The organism is Amycolatopsis sp. NPDC059235, assembly GCF_042754125.1.
In the GTDB taxonomy this organism is placed as follows: Bacteria; Actinomycetota; Actinomycetes; order Mycobacteriales; family Pseudonocardiaceae; genus Amycolatopsis; species Amycolatopsis albidoflava.
In genome coordinates, this window is the sequence record NZ_JBHZAG010000006.1 from 117055 (window position 1) to 137486 (window position 20432).

Annotated in this window: 23 protein-coding genes; 14 read left to right on the forward strand and 9 right to left on the reverse strand. The window is 70.4% G+C overall.

Annotated elements, in window-relative coordinates:
- The first annotated feature begins 24 nt into the window (after window positions 1-24).
- Genes ACFXI3_RS06290 through ACFXI3_RS06310 form a run of 5 tightly spaced genes read left to right on the forward strand, consistent with a single transcriptional unit; the run spans window position 25 to window position 4792 of the window.
- Window positions 25-1230 (forward strand): lipid-transfer protein, encoded by a 1206-nt coding sequence (locus ACFXI3_RS06290; RefSeq protein ID WP_378398375.1) that lies wholly within the window; start codon window positions 25-27, stop codon window positions 1228-1230.
- A 41-nt stretch (window positions 1231-1271) separates the two neighbouring features.
- A complete protein-coding gene (locus ACFXI3_RS06295) occupies window positions 1272-1703 on the forward strand; it encodes an SRPBCC family protein (RefSeq protein WP_378398376.1) in 432 nt (143 codons plus the stop codon).
- A 1-nt stretch (window position 1704) separates the two neighbouring features.
- Window positions 1705-2568 (forward strand): MaoC/PaaZ C-terminal domain-containing protein, encoded by an 864-nt coding sequence (locus tag ACFXI3_RS06300; protein ID WP_378398377.1) that lies wholly within the window; start codon window positions 1705-1707, stop codon window positions 2566-2568.
- A gap of 52 nt (window positions 2569-2620) precedes the next feature.
- Entirely contained in the window at window positions 2621-3502 is an 882-nt protein-coding gene (locus ACFXI3_RS06305) for an SDR family oxidoreductase (protein WP_378398378.1), read from the forward strand.
- Between the two features lie 24 nt (window positions 3503-3526).
- Window positions 3527-4792 carry an acyl-CoA dehydrogenase family protein gene (locus ACFXI3_RS06310; RefSeq protein WP_344279527.1) on the forward strand — a complete coding sequence of 422 codons (1266 nt, stop codon included), beginning with the start codon at window positions 3527-3529 and terminating at the stop codon, window positions 4790-4792.
- 17 nt (window positions 4793-4809) lie between these two features.
- On the opposite strand, the gene ACFXI3_RS06315 is transcribed toward ACFXI3_RS06310, so the two are convergent.
- Both ACFXI3_RS06315 and sigC read right to left on the reverse strand, forming a co-directional pair.
- The gene (locus ACFXI3_RS06315; protein WP_344279524.1) at window positions 4810-5433 is read right to left on the reverse strand and encodes a TetR/AcrR family transcriptional regulator; all 624 of its coding nucleotides are present in this window, start codon (window positions 5431-5433) and stop codon (window positions 4810-4812) included.
- A 51-nt stretch (window positions 5434-5484) separates the two neighbouring features.
- Entirely contained in the window at window positions 5485-6054 is a 570-nt protein-coding gene (gene sigC, locus ACFXI3_RS06320) for an RNA polymerase sigma factor SigC (protein WP_378398380.1), read from the reverse strand.
- 101 nt (window positions 6055-6155) lie between these two features.
- On the opposite strand from sigC, the gene ACFXI3_RS06325 reads away from it, so the two are divergent.
- Window positions 6156-6893 carry a zf-HC2 domain-containing protein gene (locus tag ACFXI3_RS06325; RefSeq protein ID WP_378398381.1) on the forward strand — a complete coding sequence of 246 codons (738 nt, stop codon included), beginning with the start codon at window positions 6156-6158 and terminating at the stop codon, window positions 6891-6893.
- Between the two features lie 118 nt (window positions 6894-7011).
- Here the strand turns inward: ACFXI3_RS06325 and ACFXI3_RS06330 are convergent, their stop codons facing one another.
- Both ACFXI3_RS06330 and ACFXI3_RS06335 read right to left on the reverse strand, forming a co-directional pair.
- A complete protein-coding gene (locus ACFXI3_RS06330; protein WP_378398383.1) occupies window positions 7012-7620 on the reverse strand; it encodes a DUF5134 domain-containing protein in 609 nt (202 codons plus the stop codon).
- The gene (locus tag ACFXI3_RS06335) at window positions 7617-8957 is read right to left on the reverse strand and encodes a PepSY-associated TM helix domain-containing protein (RefSeq protein WP_378398385.1); all 1341 of its coding nucleotides are present in this window, start codon (window positions 8955-8957) and stop codon (window positions 7617-7619) included. The genes ACFXI3_RS06330 and ACFXI3_RS06335 overlap by 4 nt, the downstream gene beginning before the upstream one ends.
- Window positions 8958-9147: 190 nt before the next feature.
- Between ACFXI3_RS06335 and mftA the strand changes: the two genes are divergently transcribed.
- From mftA to mftD, 7 genes are read left to right on the forward strand one after another with little or no spacing between them, the layout of a single operon-like run.
- Window positions 9148-9252, forward strand: coding sequence for a mycofactocin precursor MftA (mftA, locus tag ACFXI3_RS06340; RefSeq protein WP_344279510.1), 105 nt, complete (start codon window positions 9148-9150; stop codon window positions 9250-9252).
- Window positions 9242-9535: a mycofactocin biosynthesis chaperone MftB gene (mftB, locus tag ACFXI3_RS06345; protein ID WP_344279507.1), complete on the forward strand. Its 294-nt coding sequence runs from the start codon at window positions 9242-9244 to the stop codon at window positions 9533-9535. Before mftA ends, mftB begins: the two co-directional genes overlap by 11 nt.
- Window positions 9535-10728, forward strand: a complete 1194-nt coding sequence (gene mftC, locus ACFXI3_RS06350) for a mycofactocin radical SAM maturase (RefSeq protein WP_378398386.1) — start codon at window positions 9535-9537, stop codon at window positions 10726-10728. Before mftB ends, mftC begins: the two co-directional genes overlap by 1 nt.
- A 1-nt stretch (window position 10729) precedes the next feature.
- Window positions 10730-11419 (forward strand): mycofactocin biosynthesis peptidyl-dipeptidase MftE, encoded by a 690-nt coding sequence (gene mftE, locus ACFXI3_RS06355; protein ID WP_378398387.1) that lies wholly within the window; start codon window positions 10730-10732, stop codon window positions 11417-11419.
- Window positions 11416-12204 carry a mycofactocin-coupled SDR family oxidoreductase gene (locus ACFXI3_RS06360; protein WP_378398388.1) on the forward strand — a complete coding sequence of 263 codons (789 nt, stop codon included), beginning with the start codon at window positions 11416-11418 and terminating at the stop codon, window positions 12202-12204. Before mftE ends, ACFXI3_RS06360 begins: the two co-directional genes overlap by 4 nt.
- Window positions 12201-13628, forward strand: a complete 1428-nt coding sequence (gene mftF / locus ACFXI3_RS06365) for a mycofactocin biosynthesis glycosyltransferase MftF (protein ID WP_378398389.1) — start codon at window positions 12201-12203, stop codon at window positions 13626-13628. The genes ACFXI3_RS06360 and mftF overlap by 4 nt, the downstream gene beginning before the upstream one ends.
- A complete protein-coding gene (gene mftD / locus ACFXI3_RS06370) occupies window positions 13625-14797 on the forward strand; it encodes a pre-mycofactocin synthase MftD (RefSeq protein ID WP_378398390.1) in 1173 nt (390 codons plus the stop codon). The genes mftF and mftD overlap by 4 nt, the downstream gene beginning before the upstream one ends.
- A 136-nt stretch (window positions 14798-14933) precedes the next feature.
- Here mftD and ACFXI3_RS06375 read toward each other — a convergent pair whose 3' ends face one another.
- From ACFXI3_RS06375 to ACFXI3_RS06395, 5 genes are all read right to left on the reverse strand, one after another.
- Complete coding sequence (locus ACFXI3_RS06375; RefSeq protein WP_378398391.1) at window positions 14934-15857, reverse strand: hypothetical protein; 924 nt, start codon at window positions 15855-15857, stop codon at window positions 14934-14936.
- A gap of 81 nt (window positions 15858-15938) precedes the next feature.
- Window positions 15939-17255, reverse strand: coding sequence for an ATP-binding protein (locus ACFXI3_RS06380; protein WP_378398393.1), 1317 nt, complete (start codon window positions 17253-17255; stop codon window positions 15939-15941).
- Window positions 17252-17938, reverse strand: a complete 687-nt coding sequence (locus tag ACFXI3_RS06385) for a response regulator transcription factor (RefSeq protein ID WP_344279483.1) — start codon at window positions 17936-17938, stop codon at window positions 17252-17254. The genes ACFXI3_RS06380 and ACFXI3_RS06385 overlap by 4 nt, the downstream gene beginning before the upstream one ends.
- A 30-nt stretch (window positions 17939-17968) precedes the next feature.
- Window positions 17969-18553 carry a nuclear transport factor 2 family protein gene (locus tag ACFXI3_RS06390; RefSeq protein WP_378398395.1) on the reverse strand — a complete coding sequence of 195 codons (585 nt, stop codon included), beginning with the start codon at window positions 18551-18553 and terminating at the stop codon, window positions 17969-17971.
- 64 nt (window positions 18554-18617) lie between these two features.
- On the reverse strand, window positions 18618-19310 hold the full coding sequence (locus tag ACFXI3_RS06395) for a helix-turn-helix transcriptional regulator (protein ID WP_378398397.1): 693 nt from the start codon (window positions 19308-19310) through the stop codon (window positions 18618-18620).
- Between the two features lie 270 nt (window positions 19311-19580).
- Here ACFXI3_RS06395 and ACFXI3_RS06400 point away from each other — a divergent pair, with 270 nt between their 5' ends.
- Window positions 19581-20408 carry a MerR family transcriptional regulator gene (locus ACFXI3_RS06400; RefSeq protein WP_378398399.1) on the forward strand — a complete coding sequence of 276 codons (828 nt, stop codon included), beginning with the start codon at window positions 19581-19583 and terminating at the stop codon, window positions 20406-20408.
- The last annotated feature ends 24 nt before the right edge of the window (window positions 20409-20432 follow it).

The following is a 20432-nucleotide window of genomic DNA, read 5'->3' on the forward strand; positions in this document are numbered from 1 at the left end:
GCGGCCGACAGAGAGGAACTGCCCGTGACACGTCGCGTATTCGTCATCGGCGTCGGCATGACGAAATTCGAGAAGCCGGGCCGCAGGCTGAACGACGACGGCAGCGTGTGGGACTACCCGGACATGGCCCGCGAATCCGGCTCCAACGCCCTCGCCGACGCGGGCATCGGCTACGACCAGGTGCAGCAGGCCTACGTCGGATACGTCTACGGCGAGTCCACCTCCGGGCAGCGCGCCGTCTACGAACTCGGGATGACCGGCATCCCGGTCGTCAACGTGAACAACAACTGCTCGACCGGCTCGACCGCCCTGTACCTCGCGGCGCAGGCGATCCGCGGCGGCTCGGCGGAGTGCGCGCTGGCGCTCGGTTTCGAGAAGATGCAGCCGGGTTCGCTCGGCTCCACTTTCGACGACCGCGAGCAGCCGATGGCCAACCACATGCAGGCGCTGGCCGAAATCTCCGAGGTGCTGTTCCCGCCCGCGCCGTGGATGTTCGGCGCGGCCGGTCGCGAGCACATGAAGGAGCACGGGACCACTGCCGAGCATTTCGCGCAGATCGGGTTCAAAAACCACCAGCACTCGGTCAACAACCCGTACTCGCAATTCCGCGACGAGTACACCATGGACGAGATTCTCGGCTCGCGGATGATCTACGACCCGCTCACCAAACTGCAGTGCTCGCCGACCTCGGACGGCTCCGGCGCGGCGATCGTGGCGAGCGAGGACTTCGTGGACCAGCACGGTCTCGCCGGCCAGGCGGTCGAGATCGTCGGCCAGGCGATGACCACCGACTTCCGGTCCACGTTCGACGGCACGGCCAAGAACATCATCGGCTACGACATGAATGTCCAAGCGGCCCGCCAGGTCTACGCGCAGGCGGGGCTGGGCGCGGAGGACTTCCAGGTCATCGAACTGCACGATTGCTTCTCCGCCAACGAGTTGCTGCTGTACGAGGCCCTCGGGATGTGCGCGCCCGGCGAGGCCGGCCGTCTGCTCGACGACAACCAGACCACCTACGGCGGCAAGTGGGTCGTCAACCCGTCCGGCGGCCTGATCTCGAAAGGCCATCCGCTCGGCGCCACCGGGCTGGCGCAATGCTCCGAGCTCACTTGGCAGCTGCGCGGCACCGCAGGCAAGCGCCAGGTCGACAACGTGACCGCCGCGCTGCAGCACAACATCGGCCTCGGCGGCGCCGCGGTCGTGACCGCCTACCAGCGCGCCGACCGCTGACCCTTTTTCCCTGAACAGCACCGAATTCCAGGAGAACGAGCATGGGACACATCGAAAAGTCCGCCACCCTCGCCGCGCCCGCCGAGAAGCTGATGGGCGTCATCACCGACCCGGCCACGTGGGGCGACTGGTTCACCATTCACGAGCGCTGGATGGTGGAGCCGCCCGCCGCGCTGACCGCCGGGGCCGCCCTGACCGCGAAGATCTTCATGCTGGGCATGGCCAACAAAATCGAATGGGTGGTCCAGGAGGTCTCCGACACCAGGGTGGTCCTGTCCGGCACCGGCATGGCGGGAGTGAAGGCGACCTTCTCCTTCGGGCTGACCCCGAACGGCGGCTCCACCGACGTGCAGGTCTCGGGCGAGTTCGAGGGCGCATTGATCAAGGGTGCGCTGGGCAAGGCGGTCGAGAAGGACGGCGCCAAGCAGCTGCAGGCCTCGCTGGACAAGCTCGCCGCCCTCGCCGGAGCCTGACATGGCCGACACGTACGAATTCGACCGCGACGGGCTGAACCTGTGGTCGGACCAGGAACGGTTCGAGGTCACCCGCGAACGGCTGGCCGACTACGCCGCCGCCACCAACGACCCGATCCCGGCGCACCGCGCGGGCGACGTCGGCTCGCCGGTGTTCGCCGTCGTCCCGGCCTTCGACGCCCTGATGGCGCCCGCCGTCGACGTGGTGCCGATGGACATCTTCGGCCGGATCGCCCACGGAGAGCAGGACTTCCGCTTCCACCGCCCGATCAAGCCCGGCGACGTGCTGGTCTCCCAGGGCCGGGTCATCGGCTGGGAGACCAAATCGACCGGCTCGCTCGTGTACATCCACCTCGTCTGCCGCGCCGAGAGCTCCGGCGAACTGGTCAACGAGCAGTACCTGTCCGGCTTCTTCCGGAACGTCGACGCAGGCGAGAAGGTGGGGGACGCGATTCCGGCGATCGCGCCGCACGCCGAGATCAAGCAGACCGCGCCGCTGGCGAAGGCCGCCCACCACGTCGACGACGACCAGACCTTCCGGTACGCGCCCGCCTCCGGCGATCCGGTGCCGATCCACCTGGACGAGGAGGTCGCCAAGGACGCCGGGCTGCCCGGGATCATCGCCCACGGCCTGTGCACGATGGCGATGGCCGGGTGGGGGGTGCTCGCCGAGGTCGCGGACTCCGAGGTGGCGCGCGTCAAGCGATTCGCCGTCCGGTTCTCGAAGTTCGTGTTCCCCGGCGACGATCTGGAGACCCGCATCTGGAAGGCGGGCACCGAAAACGGCGTCACCACTTATGCGTTCGAGACCGTGCGCGGAACCGATGTGGTTCTCAGCAACGGCATCGCCGAGATCGCGGACTGAGGACAGTCCTCGATTCCGCCGCCGCGGCGGCCAAGACAACGAAGGAGTACGCATGGGTACTTTGGAAGGCCGGGTCGCCGTCATCACCGGTGCCGGGCGCGGAATCGGCCGTGAGCACGCGCTGCTGTTCGCCCGGGAGGGCGCCGCGGTCGTGGTGAACGACCTCGGCGGCAGCAACAGCGGCGACGGGACCGACGCCGGACCCGCGCAGGAAGTGGTGAACGAGATCGCCGCCGCCGGCGGCCGCGCGGTCGCCAACACCGACAACGTCGCCGCTTGGGCGGGCGCGGAAGCGCTGATCGCGCAGTCGGTCTCGGAGTTCGGCGGGCTGGACATCGTGGTCAACAACGCGGGCATCCTGCGCGACGGCTTCATCCCCACCCTGTCCGAGTCCGACTGGGACGCAGTGGTCGGAGTGCACCTCAAGGGCCACTTCGCGGTCCTCCACCACGCCTCGGCGTACTGGAAGGCCGAATCCAAGGCCGGCCGGCAGCCGAACGCGGCCGTCGTCAACACCGCCTCGGCGTCCGGCCTCACCGTCCCGAACGCGGGCCAGGCCAACTACGGCGCGGCCAAGGCGGCGATCGCCGCGCTGACCCAGGTCGCGGCCGACGAACTGCAGCGCTACGGGGTGCGGGCCAACGCGATCGCCCCGATCGCCCGGACCCGGCTGACCCTGGCCACCCCGGGCATGGGCGCGCTGATGGCGGCCGAGGCCGCCGAAGCCGAGGCCGAAGGCGGCTTCGACGCGTTCAACCCGGCCAACATCTCGCCGCTGGTCGCCTACCTGGCGACGGAGAAGTGCCCGATCACCGGCAAGGTGTTCGCGGTGCAGGGCGGAGCGATCAGCGAACTCGCCGGCTGGCACGACGTGAAGACCATCGAAACCGACGAGGCGTGGGCGATCGACGACATCGCCGCCCGGCTCCCTTGAACCGCGAATTCCGGAGTGACGACGATGTTCGAATGGTCCGAGACCGACGAAATGATCCGCGAATCGGTCCGCGCATTCATCGAGAAGGAAATCCGTCCGCATCTCGACGAGCTGGAACACGGCGACCTGCCGCCCTACGACATCATGCGGAAACTGTTCAGCCAGTTCGGCATCGATGCCATGGCCGGCGAAGCCGTGGACAAGATGCTGGCCAAACAGCAAGCGCAAGCCGACCGCGTCGCCGCGGGCGAACCGGCGCCGGAGAAGCCGGGCAAGAAGGCCGGCGCCAATCCGCTCGCGGCGCAGGGCAGCATGGCCGCGGTCGTGGTCAGCGAGCTGACCGGGGTGACGCTGGGCAGCGTCGCGGCCGTCGGGGTCAGCCTCGGCCTCGGCGCGGCGACCATCGCCTCGCGCGGCACGCTGGCGCAGAAACAGCGCTGGCTCAAAGACATCGTCACGCTGCGGAAGATCGCGGCGTGGGCGATCACCGAGCCCGACTCCGGCTCGGACGCCTTCGGCGGCATGAAGACCTACGTCAAGCGGGACGGCGACGGCTACCTCCTCAACGGGCAGAAGACGTTCATCACCAACGGGCCGTTCGCCGACACAATCGTCGTCTACGCCAAACTCGACGAAGGCGACGGTGCCGACAAGCGCGAACGCAAGGTGCTGACCTTCGTGCTCGACAAGGGAATGGAAGGCCTCACCCAAGGCAAGCCATTCAAAAAGATGGGCATGCACTCCTCGCCCACCGGCGAACTGTTCTTCGACAATGTGCGCCTGAGCAAAGACCGGCTGCTCGGCGAGACCGAGAACCACACCGGCGGCGACGGCCGCGAAAGCGCCCGGTCGAGCTTCACCGTCGAGCGAGTCGGCTGTGCGATTCTGTCGATGGGAATCATCAACGAGTGCCACCGCTTATGCGTCGACTACGCCAAGTCGCGCACGCTGTGGGGCCAGGAGATCGGCCGTTTCCAGCTGGTTCAGCTGAAGCTGGCCGAAATGGAAGTGGCCCGGCTCAACGTCGAGAACATGGTCTTCACCGCACTGGAGAGTTTCGCGGCGGGCAAGATGCCGACGCTGGCGCAGGCGTCGGCGATGAAGCTGTATTCGACCAGAGCGGCCACCGACGTCGCCATGGAAGCGGTGCAGTTGTTCGGCGGCAACGGTTACATGGCCGAGTACCGGGTCGAACAGCTGGCCCGGGACGCCAAGTCGCTGATGATCTACGCCGGCAGCAACGAGATCCAGGTGACCCACGTCGCCAAGGGCTTGCTGAGCGCTCGCTGACCGTCGCGTCCCGGCGGTCAGCGGGCCACCGCCTCCGGGGCGTTCCCGAGCAGATGATTGCGCACCGGGACCAGGAACTGCCGCGCGAAGTCCTCCGCCCCGCCGGGCGCGTCCAGGTCGGCCAGCGTGCTCGGGATCAGGATGTAGGTGTGGAACATCCGCGCGACGTGCTCGGCGAACAGCGAGCGGGTCTCGGCGGGCAGGTCCTCGGCGCCCATCGTGGACTCGACCAGGGTCCGGCCCAGCCGCAGCGCGTGGCTGTCCCCGAGAATCGCGGGATGCAGGATCTGCGGGTTGATCTCGAGGACGGTGCGCAGCGCCCGGTTGGCGCGCAGCAGCCGGAAAGCGTGGGCGAACCCGAAAATCAGCCGGTCCTCGAGGTCGTCGTAGCGTTCGAGCACTTCCCGGACGTCGCCGAGAAACTGGGCCAGCTGGTCCTCGATCATCGCCGAAACGAGATTTTCGCGACCGGAGAAATGCAGGTACAGCGTGGCTCGCCCGACCTTCGCGGTGCGGGCGATCTCGTCCATCGACAATTTGCGGAGCCCGGTCCTGGCCGCCATGTCGACCGCCGCGTCGAGGATCCGCTGACGGGTGCCTGATCCGGCGGAGCCACTCGGAGTCTTCGGACGCGGTCTCATCCGGCACATCCTAACCTCGCCGCCGCCCGCGCGACGCGGCAGAACCCGGCGTCACATCGCGGTGTCGTTCTCCTCCTGCGCCCGCAGCAGATCGTCGCGGGCGCGGGACACCCGGGAACGCACCGTGCCGACCGGGCAGCCGCAGACCTCGGCCGCCTCCGCGTACGACAGGCCCAGGAATTGGGTCAGCACCAGGGCTTCCCGGCGATCCTCGTCCAGGGTGTCGAGCAGCAGGCCCAGTTCGATGAGGTCTTCGAAGCCCGCTGTGCGCGTCCGGGCCGATTGCTCTTCGACGGCGCGCTGCCAGTCGGCCGTCGTGGATTCGCGGGGGCGGACCGAGCGCGCGCGGATGCGGTCGACGACGACCCGGCGGGCGATGGACAGCAGCCACGTCCGCGACGACGACCGGCCAGCGAAGCGCGGCAGCGAGCCGAACGCGCGCAGGTAGGTTTCCTGGGTGAGGTCGTCCGCGTCGGCCGGGCTGGTGCGGTGGGCCAGGAAGCGCCACGCGTCGGCTTGCGTCGCGCGGACCCAGGCTTCCAAGGCGGCCTGGTCACCGCGGCCTGCGGCGAGGGCCAGCGCGGTGATCCGCTCGTCGTCGTTGTCGCGGCCGGTGGACACGGACGTCACGGTAGTCCATGCCGATCGGCGGCGGTTCCACGACCAGGTACCGGGAAAAATCGCCGAACCCGCCGGGAACTCGGGCGGGCATCCGAGCGACTATGACAGACGTGAGCTGTGAAATCTTCCGCGAAGCGCTGTCCGCGCGACTCGACGGCGAAGCGGGCCCGCTGCCCGAACCGCAGGTCGACCAGCACCTCGAGACCTGCGCGTCGTGCCGGAGCTGGTACGAGCGAAGCGCGGCGCTGCGGCGCACCCTGCTGGTCCGCAGCGCGCCCGAAGTGCCCGACCTCACCGACCGGATCCTCGCCCGAACCCCGGCCCCGCCCCGGGAAAAATGGGGGCTGCGGGTCGCGCTGGGGCTGGTCGGGCTGGTCCAGTGCGGGCTCGCGTTCGCGCAACTGCTCGGCATGGACCACGCTCACGGCGGCGGTTTCATGGAAGGCCACCTCATCAACGAAAGCGCGGCCTGGAACCTCGCGGTCGGCGTCGGCCTGCTGTGGGCCGCGCTGCGCACCCGGGCGGCGGCCGGGCAGCTGCCGATGATCACCGGGTTCGTGATCGTCCTCGCCGTGCTGACGACCAGCGACCTGATCGGCGACCGGGTGACCGTCGCCCGAGTGCTGTCGCACGTTTTCCTCGTCGTCGGGCTGGCGCTGCTCTACGCGGTCCACCGCCAGCACCGGCTCCGGCACCAGCCTGGCCCGGATCTCGCGGACACCGCCGACGATCCGGACCAGACCGCTGTGACGACGCACGGCGCACTCGCCCTGGTCCGCCCGCATCCGAAGCGCGGCCGCGACTCCCAACGTCCGACCGGACGGCACCGCGCCGCCTGACGTCCGTCCCCGCTCACGCGTTCCGGCCAAGCAGCTCACCTGGCCGGACACGCGCGAGCACGGGATCTCGCAGCGCTGCGAATCGCACGCCACGCACTGCTCATTCGCAGCACGCGGCTCAGATCATCGCGACCGCCATCACCGCCATGCCCAAACTCATCACGCCCTCCATCGCCAGCCCGGCCTCCCGCCGTCCAGGCCGGGCGACCGTCCGAGCGTGATCGATCGCCCGGGCCAGCCACGCGACCCCGGCGATCAGAAAGACCACCGCCAGCACAGCCGCGACCACCACCACGTGCGCGGGCGCATTCCCGGTCATCGTCATGCCCGCGTCGCCCATGTCCATTCCGGCGTGCTCGCCGCCCATCGCCGTCGCGGACATCGTCATGCCCGCCATCGCCGACGGCATCACGAACGCCATCCACGCCATCCCGGCCATCATCAGCGCGTGGTGCGCTCCCGGCAGCCGTCCGTGCCCGATGCCGAGCGCCGCGCTCACCGCGAACCATCCGGCCGCCGCCGCGAACAGCACGACCTGCGGCATCCGCGCGAAGGTCATCGTCGCCGGCCAAGCCATCGTGACCATCCCGGCGCACATCGCCGCGTGCAGCGCGTCCGCCACTCGCCCGCTGACGCCGGGCCGCCGCGCGCAGCGGTACAGGCAGAACGCCCCGGCCGCCGCGAACAGCAGCGTGAGAATCCACCGCAGACCCGCTTCGGCGATCATCGCGCGACCTCCCGGCGCAAGCCCAGCAGGCAGTCCACGGCCAGGAACCCCAGCAGCGACACTCCGAACACCGGCAGGAACCACCCCACGACCGCCGCCACGACCAGCACCGGAGCCAGCACTCGTCCAGGGATTCGCCGCCACGCGCCGCGCGTCGGCAACCGGCCGAACCGGCCCCCGCCGCCCGCCGATCGCCCGGAGCGGCCCCGCAGCCACCACATCCGATACCCCCAAGCCACAACACAAACCAGCGCCGCCCCCAGCACCGTCAGCACCACCTGGTTCGCGACCCCGAACAGCAGCCCCATGTGCGCGTCGATCCCCCACCGGCTCAGCTTCGCGGCGAGCGGATAGTCGGCGAATCTCAGCGTCCCCGTGATCGCCCCGGTACCGGGATCGACCGCCATCGAGTCCTGTTTGGACGGCCAGCCCCGCCCGGTCTGCTGCACCACGTAGCCGCTCCCGGAAGGCGGCCGGATCTCCACCGGGTCGGACAATCCGGCCCGCACGGTCGCGTCACGGACAGCCTGCCAGCCGACGTCTCCCGGAGTCCTGGAGGCAGCCGACGAAACCGACGGGGTCGTCCAGTCCAAAGAGGACCGCAGATCGGTGATGTTCGCACCCGCGTGCAGCGACCACGTCAGCCCAGTGGCGGAAAGAAACAGCAGCCCCGCGGCGATCCACAGCCCCGCCGAGCCGTGCCAGGAACGCAGCCGCCGCCGTCCGGGCTTGCCGCCGGAAGGCAGCAGCACGACCCGCAAGCGCCGACGCCGGCCAAGCCACAAAGCCAGCCCGGCAAGGGTGATCACCCACAACCAACTTGCCGCCAGCTCGCTGTACAACCGGCCGAAGTCGCCGAGATGGAGGTTGCGGTGCAGGGTGTCGATCCAGCCGCGGACCGGCATCGCCTGGCCCGAACCGTAGGTCTCCAGCGCGCCGCGGACCTCGCCGTCGTGCGGGTTGACGAACACTGTGTACCGATAACTCGGAGCCAGACCCGGACGGTCGAAGATCACCTGAGTGGAGTCGGTCGCGGACGGCGCCGGGCGGACGCCGATCACCTTCCCGTCCGGCACCTGACCGCGTGCGACAAGAACCTGCTGGTCCAGCGACACCGCGCCAGTGGCGGCCGGGACGTGCAACTCCTGCGAGTAGACAGCCTGCTCCAGCTGCGGCGTCCACGCGTACGCGATCCCGGTCAGCGCGCCGACCAGCAGGAACGGGCCGACGAACACTCCCGCGTAGAAGTGCAGCCGCAACACCAGCGGACGCAGCGCCGCCCATCCGGTCGCCGGTTCTCGTTCGATGCGTGGCGCGTCGTCTGTGCCGATGGCCATCCTGCTCCCTTCGCGTGGTCCGCCTCCTGAGGAGTCGGGCGAGCGGGGCAGTCGGTTCCCGGCGTCCGCGAACACCCATTCGGGTGTCCCGCGCGGACCGGCCATTGCTTCTGGCACTGGGTGACAGTAATCTCGCCGTCACATTCGACACCAAGTGTCAAATATCGCCGAGCGGGACAAGGGAGTCACGATGAGCGAGACGACAGCCGCAGCCGAGACGCAGGCCGAAGAGGTCGTAGCCGACGAATTGCTCGTCGAGGAGGTCTCGATCGACGGAATGTGCGGTGTCTACTGACCGCGACGCCGCGGCGTTCGATCTGGACGGTGCTTGGGAACTGGACAGCCGGGTCTCCATCCGGCCGGAGCGGTTCGGCGCACTGCTGTACCACTTCGGCACCCGCCGGCTGTCCTTTCTCAAGAGCCGCACCATGCTCGCCGCGGTGCAGGCGCTGACCGACCACCCCTCCGCCCGCGCGGCGTGTGCGCAGGCCGGGGTCGCGCAGGCGGAATTGCCCCGCTACCGCGCCGCCCTCGCCGCGCTCGCGGCGTCGGACATGATCCATCCGAGGAGCGTGTGATGCCGCTTGTCGACGAATTCCAGTTCGGGCTCGACGCGCCGATCTGCCTCACCTGGGAACTCACCTACGCCTGCAACCTCTCCTGCGTGCACTGCCTTTCCTCGTCCGGCCGCCGCGATCCGCGCGAGCTGAGCACCGCCGAATGCAAGGCGCTGATCGACGAATTCGAGCGCATGCAGGTGTTCTACGTGAACATCGGCGGCGGCGAACCGACCGTCCGGCCCGATTTCTGGGAGCTGGTCGACTACGCGACCGAGCACCACGTCGGCGTCAAGTTCTCCACCAACGGCGTCAAGATCACCGAGGACGTCGCGAAACGGCTCGCCGGCAGCGATTACGTCGACGTCCAGATCTCCCTCGACGGCGCCACCGAGGAGGTAAACGACCACGTCCGCGGCCCCGGCTCCTACCGCACCGCCGTCCGGGCGATGGAGAACCTTTCCGCCGCGGGGTTCGGGAACTTCAAGATTTCTGTCGTGGTGACCCGGCAGAATGCGGGGCAGCTCGACGACTTCAAAGCCATTGCCGACCGCTACGGCGCCCAGCTGCGGCTCACCCGGCTCCGCCCGTCCGGCCGCGGCGCGGACGTCTGGGACGAGCTGCACCCCACCGCGCAGCAGCAACGGGAGCTGTACGAGTGGCTGGTCGAGCACGGCGAAAACGTGCTCACCGGCGATTCGTTCTTCCACCTGGCGGGCTACGGCGACGGCGGCCTGCCCGGGCTCAACCTGTGCGGGGCGGGCCGGGTGGTGTGCCTGGTCGACCCGGTCGGCGACGTCTACGCGTGCCCGTTCGCCATCCACGACACCTTCCTCGCCGGGAACATCCGGGGCGAGGGCGGATTCACCGGCGTGTGGCGGGAATCCGAGCTGTTCGCCGAGCTGCGCAGCCCGCAGAGCGGCGGGGCCTGCACGTCGTGTTCGGCGTTCGACGCGTGCCGCGGCGGGTGCATGGCGGCGAAGTTCTTCACCGGGCTGCCGCTCGACGGCCCGGACCCGGAATGCGTGCGCGGCCACGGCGAACGCGCGCTGGCCGGAGTCGCTGCGGGCAGCGCGCCGAAACCGTCACTGGACCACTCGCACCGCACACGCAAGCGCGAACCCGTGCCGGTGACCATCGGCATGCGCCGCCCGCCGGACCGGGCCTGCGACGAAAACCCGCTCGCCGGCTTCGCACCGGGCCCGGGTCGCTGAGATGCGCCTGGCCGATCTGTCGTCGCCGGACGTCGCCGAATACGCGGCGTCCGGCGCGATCCTCGCCGCGCCGCTCGGGGCCACCGAGCAGCACGGCCCGCATCTGCCGTTGACCACGGACACCGACATCGCGACGGCGTTGTGCGATCGGCTCGCGGACGAACGTCCGGACGTGCTGGTCGCGCCGGCGGTGCCGTACGGGTCGAGCGGCGAGCACGCCGGGTTCGCCGGGACGCTGTCGATCGGGCAGGCGGCCACGGAACTCCTGCTCATCGAACTGGGCCGCTCAGCCTGCGAAACGTTCCGGCGGCTGCTTTTCGTGTCCGCACACGGCGGAAACGCGGCCTCGGTGACCCGCGCGGTCGCGACTCTGCGCACCGAGTCGCGGGATGTCTCGATGTTCGAGCCGCGCTGGCAAGGCGATCCGCACGCCGGGCGGCCGGAAACCGCTCTGCAGCTGGCACTTCGGCCGGAGGCAGTGCAGATGGAGAAAGCAGTACCGGGCGATAGCCGTCCGCTGGGCGAGTTGCTTCCAGTGCTGCGCAAGGGCGGCGTGCGAGCGGTGACCGACACCGGAATCCTCGGCGATCCCACCGGAGCCACCGCGGAGGAAGGGCGGGACCTCCTCGACGTCCTCACCGCGCAGTTGCGCGCACACGTGCGCGACTGGACTTCCGTGGTGACGCCGTGAAAGTCGCCCTCGTGACCGGCGCGGCGCGCGGCATCGGCGCGGCCACCGCGGCGAAGCTGGCCGAACAGGGCTGGGCAGTGCTCGCGGTCGACGCCGCCGAAGACAACCCCGCCCTCCCCTACCCGATGGGCACCGCCGAAGAACTGTCCACAGTGGTCGCCACGATCCGGGAAAACGGCGGTACGGCGGAGGAATTTCGCGCAGACGTCCGCGACCGCGCTCGACTGGCCGCAGCCGTCGCGGAAGCAGAACAACGTTGGGGCGGACTCGATGCGGCTATCGCGGCAGCAGGAGTGATCGCAGGCGGCGTACCGCTGTGGGAAATGCCGCCGGAGCAGGAAGACGCCGTCCTCGACGTCAACCTCCGTGGCGTCCTCAACCTTGCCCACACGGCGATTCCCGCTATGCTGCGCCGTCCGAAACCGCGCTCCGGACGGTTCCTGGCCGTCGCGTCCGCCGCCGCGACGCGCGGGCTGCCGACGCTCGCCGCGTACTGCGCGGCGAAAGCCGGAGTCGCCGGGTTGATCCGCGCGCTGGGCAAGGAATTGGGTGACTCCGGCGTCACCGCGAACGCCGTCAGCCCCGGCTCGACCGACACGCCGATCCTCGCCGAGAGCGCCCGGCTGTACGACCTTCCGGCGGCGCAAACGTTTGCCGCGCAACAACCTCAGCAACGGCTGCTCGATCCCGCCGAAGTCGCCGCAGTACTAGCCTTCCTCGCCGGGCCGGAAAGCAGCGCGATGACCGGCGCGGTCGTCCCGGTGGACGGAGGGCTGGCGCTGTGACCACCCCGCTGCCCGCCGGATTCCGCCTCGCCGTCGACCCGAGCGTCAAACAGCTCTCCGACAGCCTCCTCTTCGGCGGCTCCCCCGCCCGCGTTTTGCGCCTGACCAAAGCCGGACGAACCGCGTGGGCTCGCCTGGCGGACCACCCCGTCGAGACTGCCGCAGAAGGCGTCCTAGCCCGGCTGCTCACCGACGCCGGGTTCGCGCACCCGTTGCCACCAGCCAAAACCGCCGAGGTCACCGTCGTCATCCCGGTCCGCGACCGCGCCGAACTGCTCGGCCGCTGCCTCTCCGGACTCGACAGCCGATACCCCGCGCTGGTCGTCGACGACGCGTCCGCCGACCCCGCCGCCATCGCCGCGGCAGCCTCCGCGCACGGCGCGAAACTCGTCCGCCGCGACGTCAACGGTGGCCCTGGAGCAGCACGAAACACCGCGCTGGAGCACGTTTCCACCGACCTGATTGCCTTCCTGGACAGCGATTGCGTGCCCTCGCCGGACTGGATCGACCAGCTGGCCGGGCATTTCGCCGACCCGCTCGTCGCCGCCGTCGCGCCGCGCGTGCGTCCGCTCGCTCCGGACACGTGGGCTGGCCGCTACACCCGCGCTGCCAGCAGCCTCGACCTAGGCACTGCTGCCGCCCGCGTCGCGCCCGGCACACGACTGTCCTATGTGCCCACTGCCGCGCTGCTGGTTCGCCGGTCCGCAGTGGAATCCGTCGCCCTCGACGGGGCGGTTTTCGACCCGGCGATGCGCGTCGGCGAGGACGTCGACCTCGGCTGGCGACTCCACGACGCTGGATTCCGGATCCGCTACGACCCGTCCGCGCACGTCGACCACCACGAGCCGACCGCCTGGCGTACGTTGCTCCGCCGTCGCGCCAGTTACGGCACTTCCGCCGCGCCGTTAGCTCTGCGTCGCCCGGCCGCGATGGCCCCGCTCGTCCTGCACCCGTGGCCGACGCTGACCGTCGCCGCGCTTCTGGCCCGCCGTCCGCTTCCGGCTGCCGCCGCCTTCGCGGGCGCCGTGCTGACTATGGCCCGCGTACTACGCCGCAGCGACGTGCCGACAGGCGGTGTCGTGCGCGCGATGGGCACAGCGGTCGGTCAAACCTGGCTCGGCTTAGGCCGCTACAGCACGCAATTCACCGCTCCCCTGCTCGCCGCGCTTTTGGTGCCTGGCGGTCGAAAGCGCTGGGGACGACGGGCTGCGATCGCGTCGCTGCTCGCCGGACCGCCGCTGACCGCCTGGCTGCGGCAACGACCCGACCTAGACCCGCTCCGCTACACCACCGGCGCGATCGCCGACGACCTCGCGTACGGCGCCGGGGTGTGGGCGGGCTGTCTCGACTACCGGACCGCGGTCCCGCTGCGGCCGCGCATCACCTGGCGCCCTCTGCGCGTCGACCCGAAGGGAAAACGATGAGCACCACCTGGTTCGAATCCGTCGCCGAAGCACAGCGGCGGGCGAAGAAGCGCCTGCCCGCGTCCGTCTACTCGGCGCTGATCGCCGGTTCGGAAAAAGGGCTGACGCTGCAGGACAATCTGGCCGCGTACGACGAACTGCGCTTCGCCCCGCGCACCGCCGGCCTGCCCGGCGAACGCGATCTGAGCACGAACGTCCTCGGCCGGGACGTCGCGCTGCCGGTGCTGATTTCGCCGACCGGCGTGCAGGCCGTGCACCCCGACGGCGAGGTCGCGGTCGCCCGCGCCGCCGCCGCTCGCGGGACGTCGATGGGGCTGTCGTCCTTCGCCAGCAAACCCGTCGAGGACGTGGTGGCGGCCAACCCCAACACGTACTTCCAGGTGTACTGGACCGGCAGCCGCGACGACATCCTCCGCCGGCTGGACCGGGCTCGTTCCGCGGGGGCGGTCGGGATCATCCTGACGCTCGACTGGTCGTTCTCGCACAGCCGCGACTGGGGCAGCCCGCACATCCCGGACAAGCTGACGCTGCGCGAACTGATCCGGTTCGCGCCCGAGGGCATGATGCATCCGCGGTGGCTGCTCGCCTACGCACGGACCAAGAAACTGCCCGACCTCAGCGTCCCGAACATGGCTGAGCCCGGGACGCCGGTGCCGTCGTTCTTCGGCGCGTACGGCCAGTGGATGCAGACCGCGCCGCCGAGCTGGGAAGACGTGAGCTGGCTGCGGAAGCAGTGGGACGGGCCGTTCCTGCTGAAGGGCGTGTACCGCGTCGACGAGGCGCGCCGCGCGGTGGACGCCGGGGTCAGCGCGATCTCGGTGTCCAACCACGGCGGCAACAACCTCGACGGCACTCCCGCCACGATCCGCGCGCTGCCCGCAGTCGCGGAAGCGGTGGGAAGCGAAGTGGAAGTGCTGCTGGACGGCGGAATCCGCCGCGGCAGCGACGTCGTAAAGGCGCTCGCCCTAGGGGCACGCGCGGTCCTGATCGGGCGGGCATACCTGTGGGGCCTCGCGGCGGGCGGGCAGGCCGGGGTGGAGAACGTGCTGGACGTGCTGCGCAACGGCATCGACTCGACGCTGCTCGCGTTGGGGCATCGCAGCGTGCACGACCTGAGCCGGGACGACCTGATCGTCCCAGAGGGCTTCGAACGCCGGATCGGCGGTTGATCGGTTTGTCCGTGAGGGGACCCCAGAGGGACTCTGATTCCCTCAGGGTTCCCCTCACGGACAGTCTTCGGGGCGCAACTCGCCTTCATCGCGGCGCGGCGTTGGGCGTGAAGCCGTTACGCCGCAGGGACTTTCGCTATCGGCCGCGCGGTGCCGGGTTCTGCTGGAACTGCCCCTGCCAGCTGGCTTGGGCACCGGTGTCGCCGATCCGCACGATGTCGTAGACCGCTGCCCCGGCAGCCAGGATCGAAAGCACGATCAACGTCACGCTGACCGCTTTCGAGGCAGGCGCGAGAAACACTCGGCGGTTCGCCGCAGCTTTGCTCGCGCTGGCACCGCTCACAGCGGGGCCAGCCTGGCGCGCACCAGCCGCGGCCACACCAGACGCAGCGGCCTCGGGCGACGCCACCACGGAACCGCCAGACACCGCAGCATCAGCGTCCGCCCCGGCACTCCCAGGCGCACCGACACCACCGCGCGCCGACGTCGCGCCGGACGCTCCCGCAGCAGCACCACCGCTTCCGGGCACGCCAGCGCCCGCCGCAGCAACCCGGCCCGAGCCAACGCCACCAGCCCCAGGCTTGGCCGCCGCAGCTCCGCCACCTGTAGCGGCATCAACGCCGCTGGGCACCGCTGGTCCGCCAGGCACTGCCGCACCCGCATCCGCACCGGTCACCGCCGCAACGGAACTGCCAGCCGCCGCAGCACCCGCGCTCACCGCAGACGCACCAGACGCACCAGCCTCTCGCTGTCGCCACCACAGCGCCAAAGCCAGCACCGCCACCGGGATCGCCGCCCAGATCGCCGTGTCGCCGATTTCCGTGTGGGCCCGGACCAGCGGCGTCCGCGCCACGCGCCGTTCCAGCCACTCGCCCGCATTCGTCGTTATCGGCACCAGGATAACCACCAGCACCGACAAAATCGCGTTCGCGCCGGTCAGCCGCCTCCGCACCGAAGGCAAGCAAGCAGTCAGCACCAGCACCAGCGCCGACAACGGCAGCAGCACGACAATCGCGTGCACGAGCAGAATATGAGCGGGCAACCCGTTGACCGTCGTCATGCAGCCTTTCCCATCACCGAACCACAATCGGCCACAACTCTGGCCGAGTCCCGTTAGCCCCGGGCAAGATCAAGGTGTGAATCAGGTAAGAGCCACCGTGAAGCCGACCACCGCGCCGCCCCCGTCGCGCGGTCCGGCGAACGCCTCGCCGCCGTGCGAGAGCGCGACTTCCCGCACGATCGACAGCCCCAGCCCCGACCCGGGCAGGGACCGCGCGGCCGCCGCTCGGTAGAACCGGTCAAAAATCCGGTCAGCGTCCTCGATCCCCGGCCCGCGGTCCAGCGCCTCGACCCGTCCGTCCCGCACGCGCAATTCCACCGGGCCCGAGCTGAACTTCACCGCGTTCTCCAGCAGGTTCGTCATCGCCCGCTCCAAAGCCTTCTCACGGCCGGAGACCGTCGTGCCATCGGCGTCCACGGCAACCGCACGACCGGACCGCCGACGCACCCGCGCGGCAGCTCGCTCCGCAGGCTCGCGCAGTTCGACCGGAACCAGCGGCTCGTCGTCGTACTGTCCGGTCGCCAATTCCACCAGCTCCGTGACCAGGTGCGTCAGCTCGCGCGTCTCGCCGTCGACGTCCGCGAGCAGCCGGTTCCGCGCGTCCGGCGACAACTCCTCGAACCGCCGCAATACGCTCGCGTTGGTGCGCAGGCTGGTCAACGGAGTGCGCAGCTCGTGCGCGGCGTCCTGGACCAGCCGTTCCTGATCATCACGGGCACGGGCGAGCCGATCGAGCATCCCGGCGAACGAGACCGACAGCCGGCCGACCTCGTCTCGGCCGCGGTCCGGGACGCCGAGCCCTGGCCTGCTTCCCGCGCTCACTTCCTCGGTCAGCCGGGTGAGCCGGACGAGCCGCCGGGTGATCTGCCGCGCCAGCAGCCAGCCCGCCAGCGCCGCCCCGGCCAGCACCGCGAGGCTGACCCAGGTCATCCGCTCGGCGAGGTCGCCGAGGACGTGTCGGGTTTCGTCCACGTCGATGCCGAGCTGCAGCGACCCGCGCCCGGAGCCGAGCGCGACAGTGAGCACACGGTAGTCGTCCGGACCGACACTCGCGTCCGCATAGCGAGTGCCGACAACAAGCTCCCGATCAGCAGCAGTGACCGGCAGCGCGACCGGCCGTCCGCCGACCCGACGCACAGTCCCGTCCGGCGCGATCGACTGCGCGACCATCGGCTGTGCTTCGTCGTGGTCGTCGTCCCCCGGACCGCGGGTGAGCGGGCTCGGCGCGAGCAGTTGCACCGCGCCCGCCGACACCTGCGACGCCGTGCTCAGCAGCGAACGGTCGAGTTCCGCGCTGATCCGCTGGGAAGCCGTGTGATAGCCCAGCACGCCCACGAGAATCGCCGCGCCGCCGCCGACCGCGGCGAACGCGATCGCCAGCTTCCCGCGCAGATTCATGCCGGCCGCACCACATAGCCGACGCCGCGCACGGTGTGGATCAGCTCGTCCGCCCCCGCGCTCTCCAGTTTCCGCCGCAGGTATCCGATGTAGACCGCCAGATTCTTCGACTCCGGACCGAATTCGTACCCCCAGATCCGCTGGTGGATCGTGTCGCGGCCGAGCACGATCCCGGCATTGCGCACCAGCAGCTCCAGCAGGTCGAATTCGGTCTTGGACAACGCCACCTCGGTGTCCTGCCACCACACCCGGCGCGCGCCGGCGTCGACCGCCAGCCCGCCCAGCCGCACGACGCGCTGAGCCTGCTCGCCCGGATCCGCGCTCCGCCGCAGCAGTGCGCGCAACCGGGCGAGCAGTTCGTCCAGTTCGAACGGTTTCGGCAGGTAGTCGTCAGCCCCCGCGTCCAATCCGGCGACCCGGTCGGCGGTCTCGACGCGCGCGGTCAGCATGAGCACCGGGGTGCGGTCGCCGCCCGCGCGCAGCACGCGGCACACGCCGAGCCCGTCGACGCCGGGCATCATCACGTCGACGATCAGGACGTCGAACTCCTCGCTCCGCGCGATCGCGAGCGCCTCGACGCCGTCGGCGACCTCGCTGACCCGGTAGCCCTCCAATTCGAGCGCGCGGACCAGCGATTCCCGGATCGCCCGGTCGTCGTCCGCCAGCAGAACGCGGTTCGCCATGCCGCCATCATGCCTCGCGGGCGCCCGCGATCACGGGAGCGGACGCGTCCCCGGCACCACCCATTCGCGGTCCACCCGGCCGTCGACCGCGACCAGCACCGACAACCCGCCGCGCGCGCCGTCCGACCAGATGCCGGCGACGGTTTGCCGCACCGGGTCGAGCACCAGTTCGCCGTGCCACGGGTGCGCATCCGTTGCCAGGGCGCGCAATCCGTCGCGATCCAGGTCGCCTTCGCCCGGTCCGTCCGGCAGCGGCGACCGGCCGTCCGGCGAGGGAATTGTCCAGTTCCGCGCGACTTTCCCGCCGGAGAGGACACACAGGTCGGCTCCGGTGATGACCACGCCGTCGCGGCGGGTGACGTCCCAGGTGAAGGCGAGCCGTTCGGTTCCGTCGATGACGAAGGTGCGCGGGACGAACACATTCCCGACCTCGCGCTGGTACTTCGCGATGAACGCCTCGGCGTCCGCGGGGCCGATCAGCGGGTCGAGGCCGGGTTTGGTGCCGGACCACTGGCGGCCTTCGGCGGTGAGCAGCCGGTGCGCGAGCGAGGCGTCCTCGTTCCACATGCGACACCAGAGGGCGGGGATTTCTTCGGGGTTCAGTTCTTTCGGCATGCGACGACGATCGCGGGCCACGGCGACACCGTCCTGTCGGTGTTTCCGCACCGCGTGGCGCAGGTCACTCGCCGAGCGGACGGGCGGAGATCCGCGCGAGTTCGGCGTCGAGGTCCACCTCGCGGCGCACGACGCGGTCGCCGGTGAGCTCGATGGCGCGGATCCGGTCCAGCAGGAAGCCGCGGACCGCGTCGCGCAGGCGGCACCAGCCGAGCACATACCAGCCCGCCGGGCCCCACAACAGCCCCAGCGGCTCGACGTCGCGTTCCGTCTCCTGGCCTTTGGCGTCCACATAGGACAGCCGGAGGACGCGCCGGGCAGCGAGCGCGGTGAGGATCAGTCCGCTGTGGACGGCAGGCGGTTCGGGCTCGCCGACCCGGTGCAGCCGCGCAGCGAGGTGCTGTTCGGCGTCGCGGACGTCGGAGGGCAGCCGCGCGAGCACCTTGCGGGCCGCCGACTCCGCCGCGCCCGCGAACGGCGAACCAGAGGCGGAGCGCAGCGCGACGGTGATCGCGATGGCTTCCTCCGGGGTGAGAGTGAGCGGCGGCAGGGTCCGCTCGCGGTCGAGACCGTAACCGCCGGTCCGCCCAGTCTCGGTCCAGATCGGCACGCCGGTCTCGCGCAGCGCACCGAGGTCGCGTTCGATCGTGCGCACGCTGACTTCGAACCGGGCCGCGAGCCACGCCGCGGTCCGGGTGCGCGGCGCGACCGCCCGGAGCTCCTCGACAAGCGCGTACAGCCGGTCCGTGCGATTCACCCGGCCAGCCTACGGACCAGCGCTTCCTCACCCGATCGGGTGGCTTTGCGGGCGACCGCCGTCACGAGGGAGCACCTCCGCTGTTCCGTTCGCGGGAGCCGCAACCGGCTCCGGTCCGTGCTGTGGAGGGCGGCGGACCGGCGCGGTCCCCTCGTTCGTCGGGGGACGAGGGGGCCACCGGGTGCGGGTCGGCGCAGGGGGCCGGCCCGTTCCCGGTCCGGCGGGGACACTTGACTCTCACACCGTGTCAGAGCGTGTGCTGGGGAGGTCATGTTCACCATCGGAGAATTCGCCCGCCACGGCCGGGTTTCGGTCCGCATGCTGCGCCATTACGACACGCTCGGCCTGCTCCGGCCCGCCGAGGTAAACCCGCACACCGGCTACCGGCGCTACACCGCCGGGCAGCTCGCCGCGCTGAACCGGATCGTCGCGCTCAAAGACCTCGGTTTCGGGCTCGGTGAGGTCGCCGCGCTGCTGGCCGAGCAGGTCACGCCCGAGCAGGTCCGCGGAATGCTGACGCTGCGCCAGGCCGAGCTGGCCGAACGGGTCGCCGCCGACCGGCTCCGGCTGGCCGAGGTCGAGGCGAGACTCCGCACGCTGGAAAGCGAGCACGCCATGCCGGACACCGAGATCATCGTCAAAGACATCCCCGCGACGCGCGTCGTGCGGCTCACCGCGACCGTCGAAAGCTTCTCCCCCGAGGCGATCAGCCCGGTCCTGCGCCCGCTGTGCGCGGAACTCGGCCAGCGGCTCGAAGGATCCGACGCCGCCCCGGCCGGACCGCTGACCTGCTACTACGAAAAGCCCGCCAGTGAGGACGATCCGGTCGTCGTCCACGCCGCGCTGCCGATCTCCGGTGCGGTCGCCGCGCCGAACGGCCTCGAGGTGGCCGAACTGCCCGCCGCCCGCGCCGCGACGCTCGTCCACCGCGGCCCGGCGAGCGGATTCCTCTCCGGTTACCAGCAACTCGCCCGGTGGACCGACGAGCACGGCTTCCGCGCGGACGGCTTCCCGTGCGAGGTCTACCTGCACACCTCCGGCGACGAGCGCGAATGGGTCGCCGAACTGCGCGAGCCCTTCGTCGAGCAACCGCGCTGACCGGCCAAGACCCGACCTTCGACG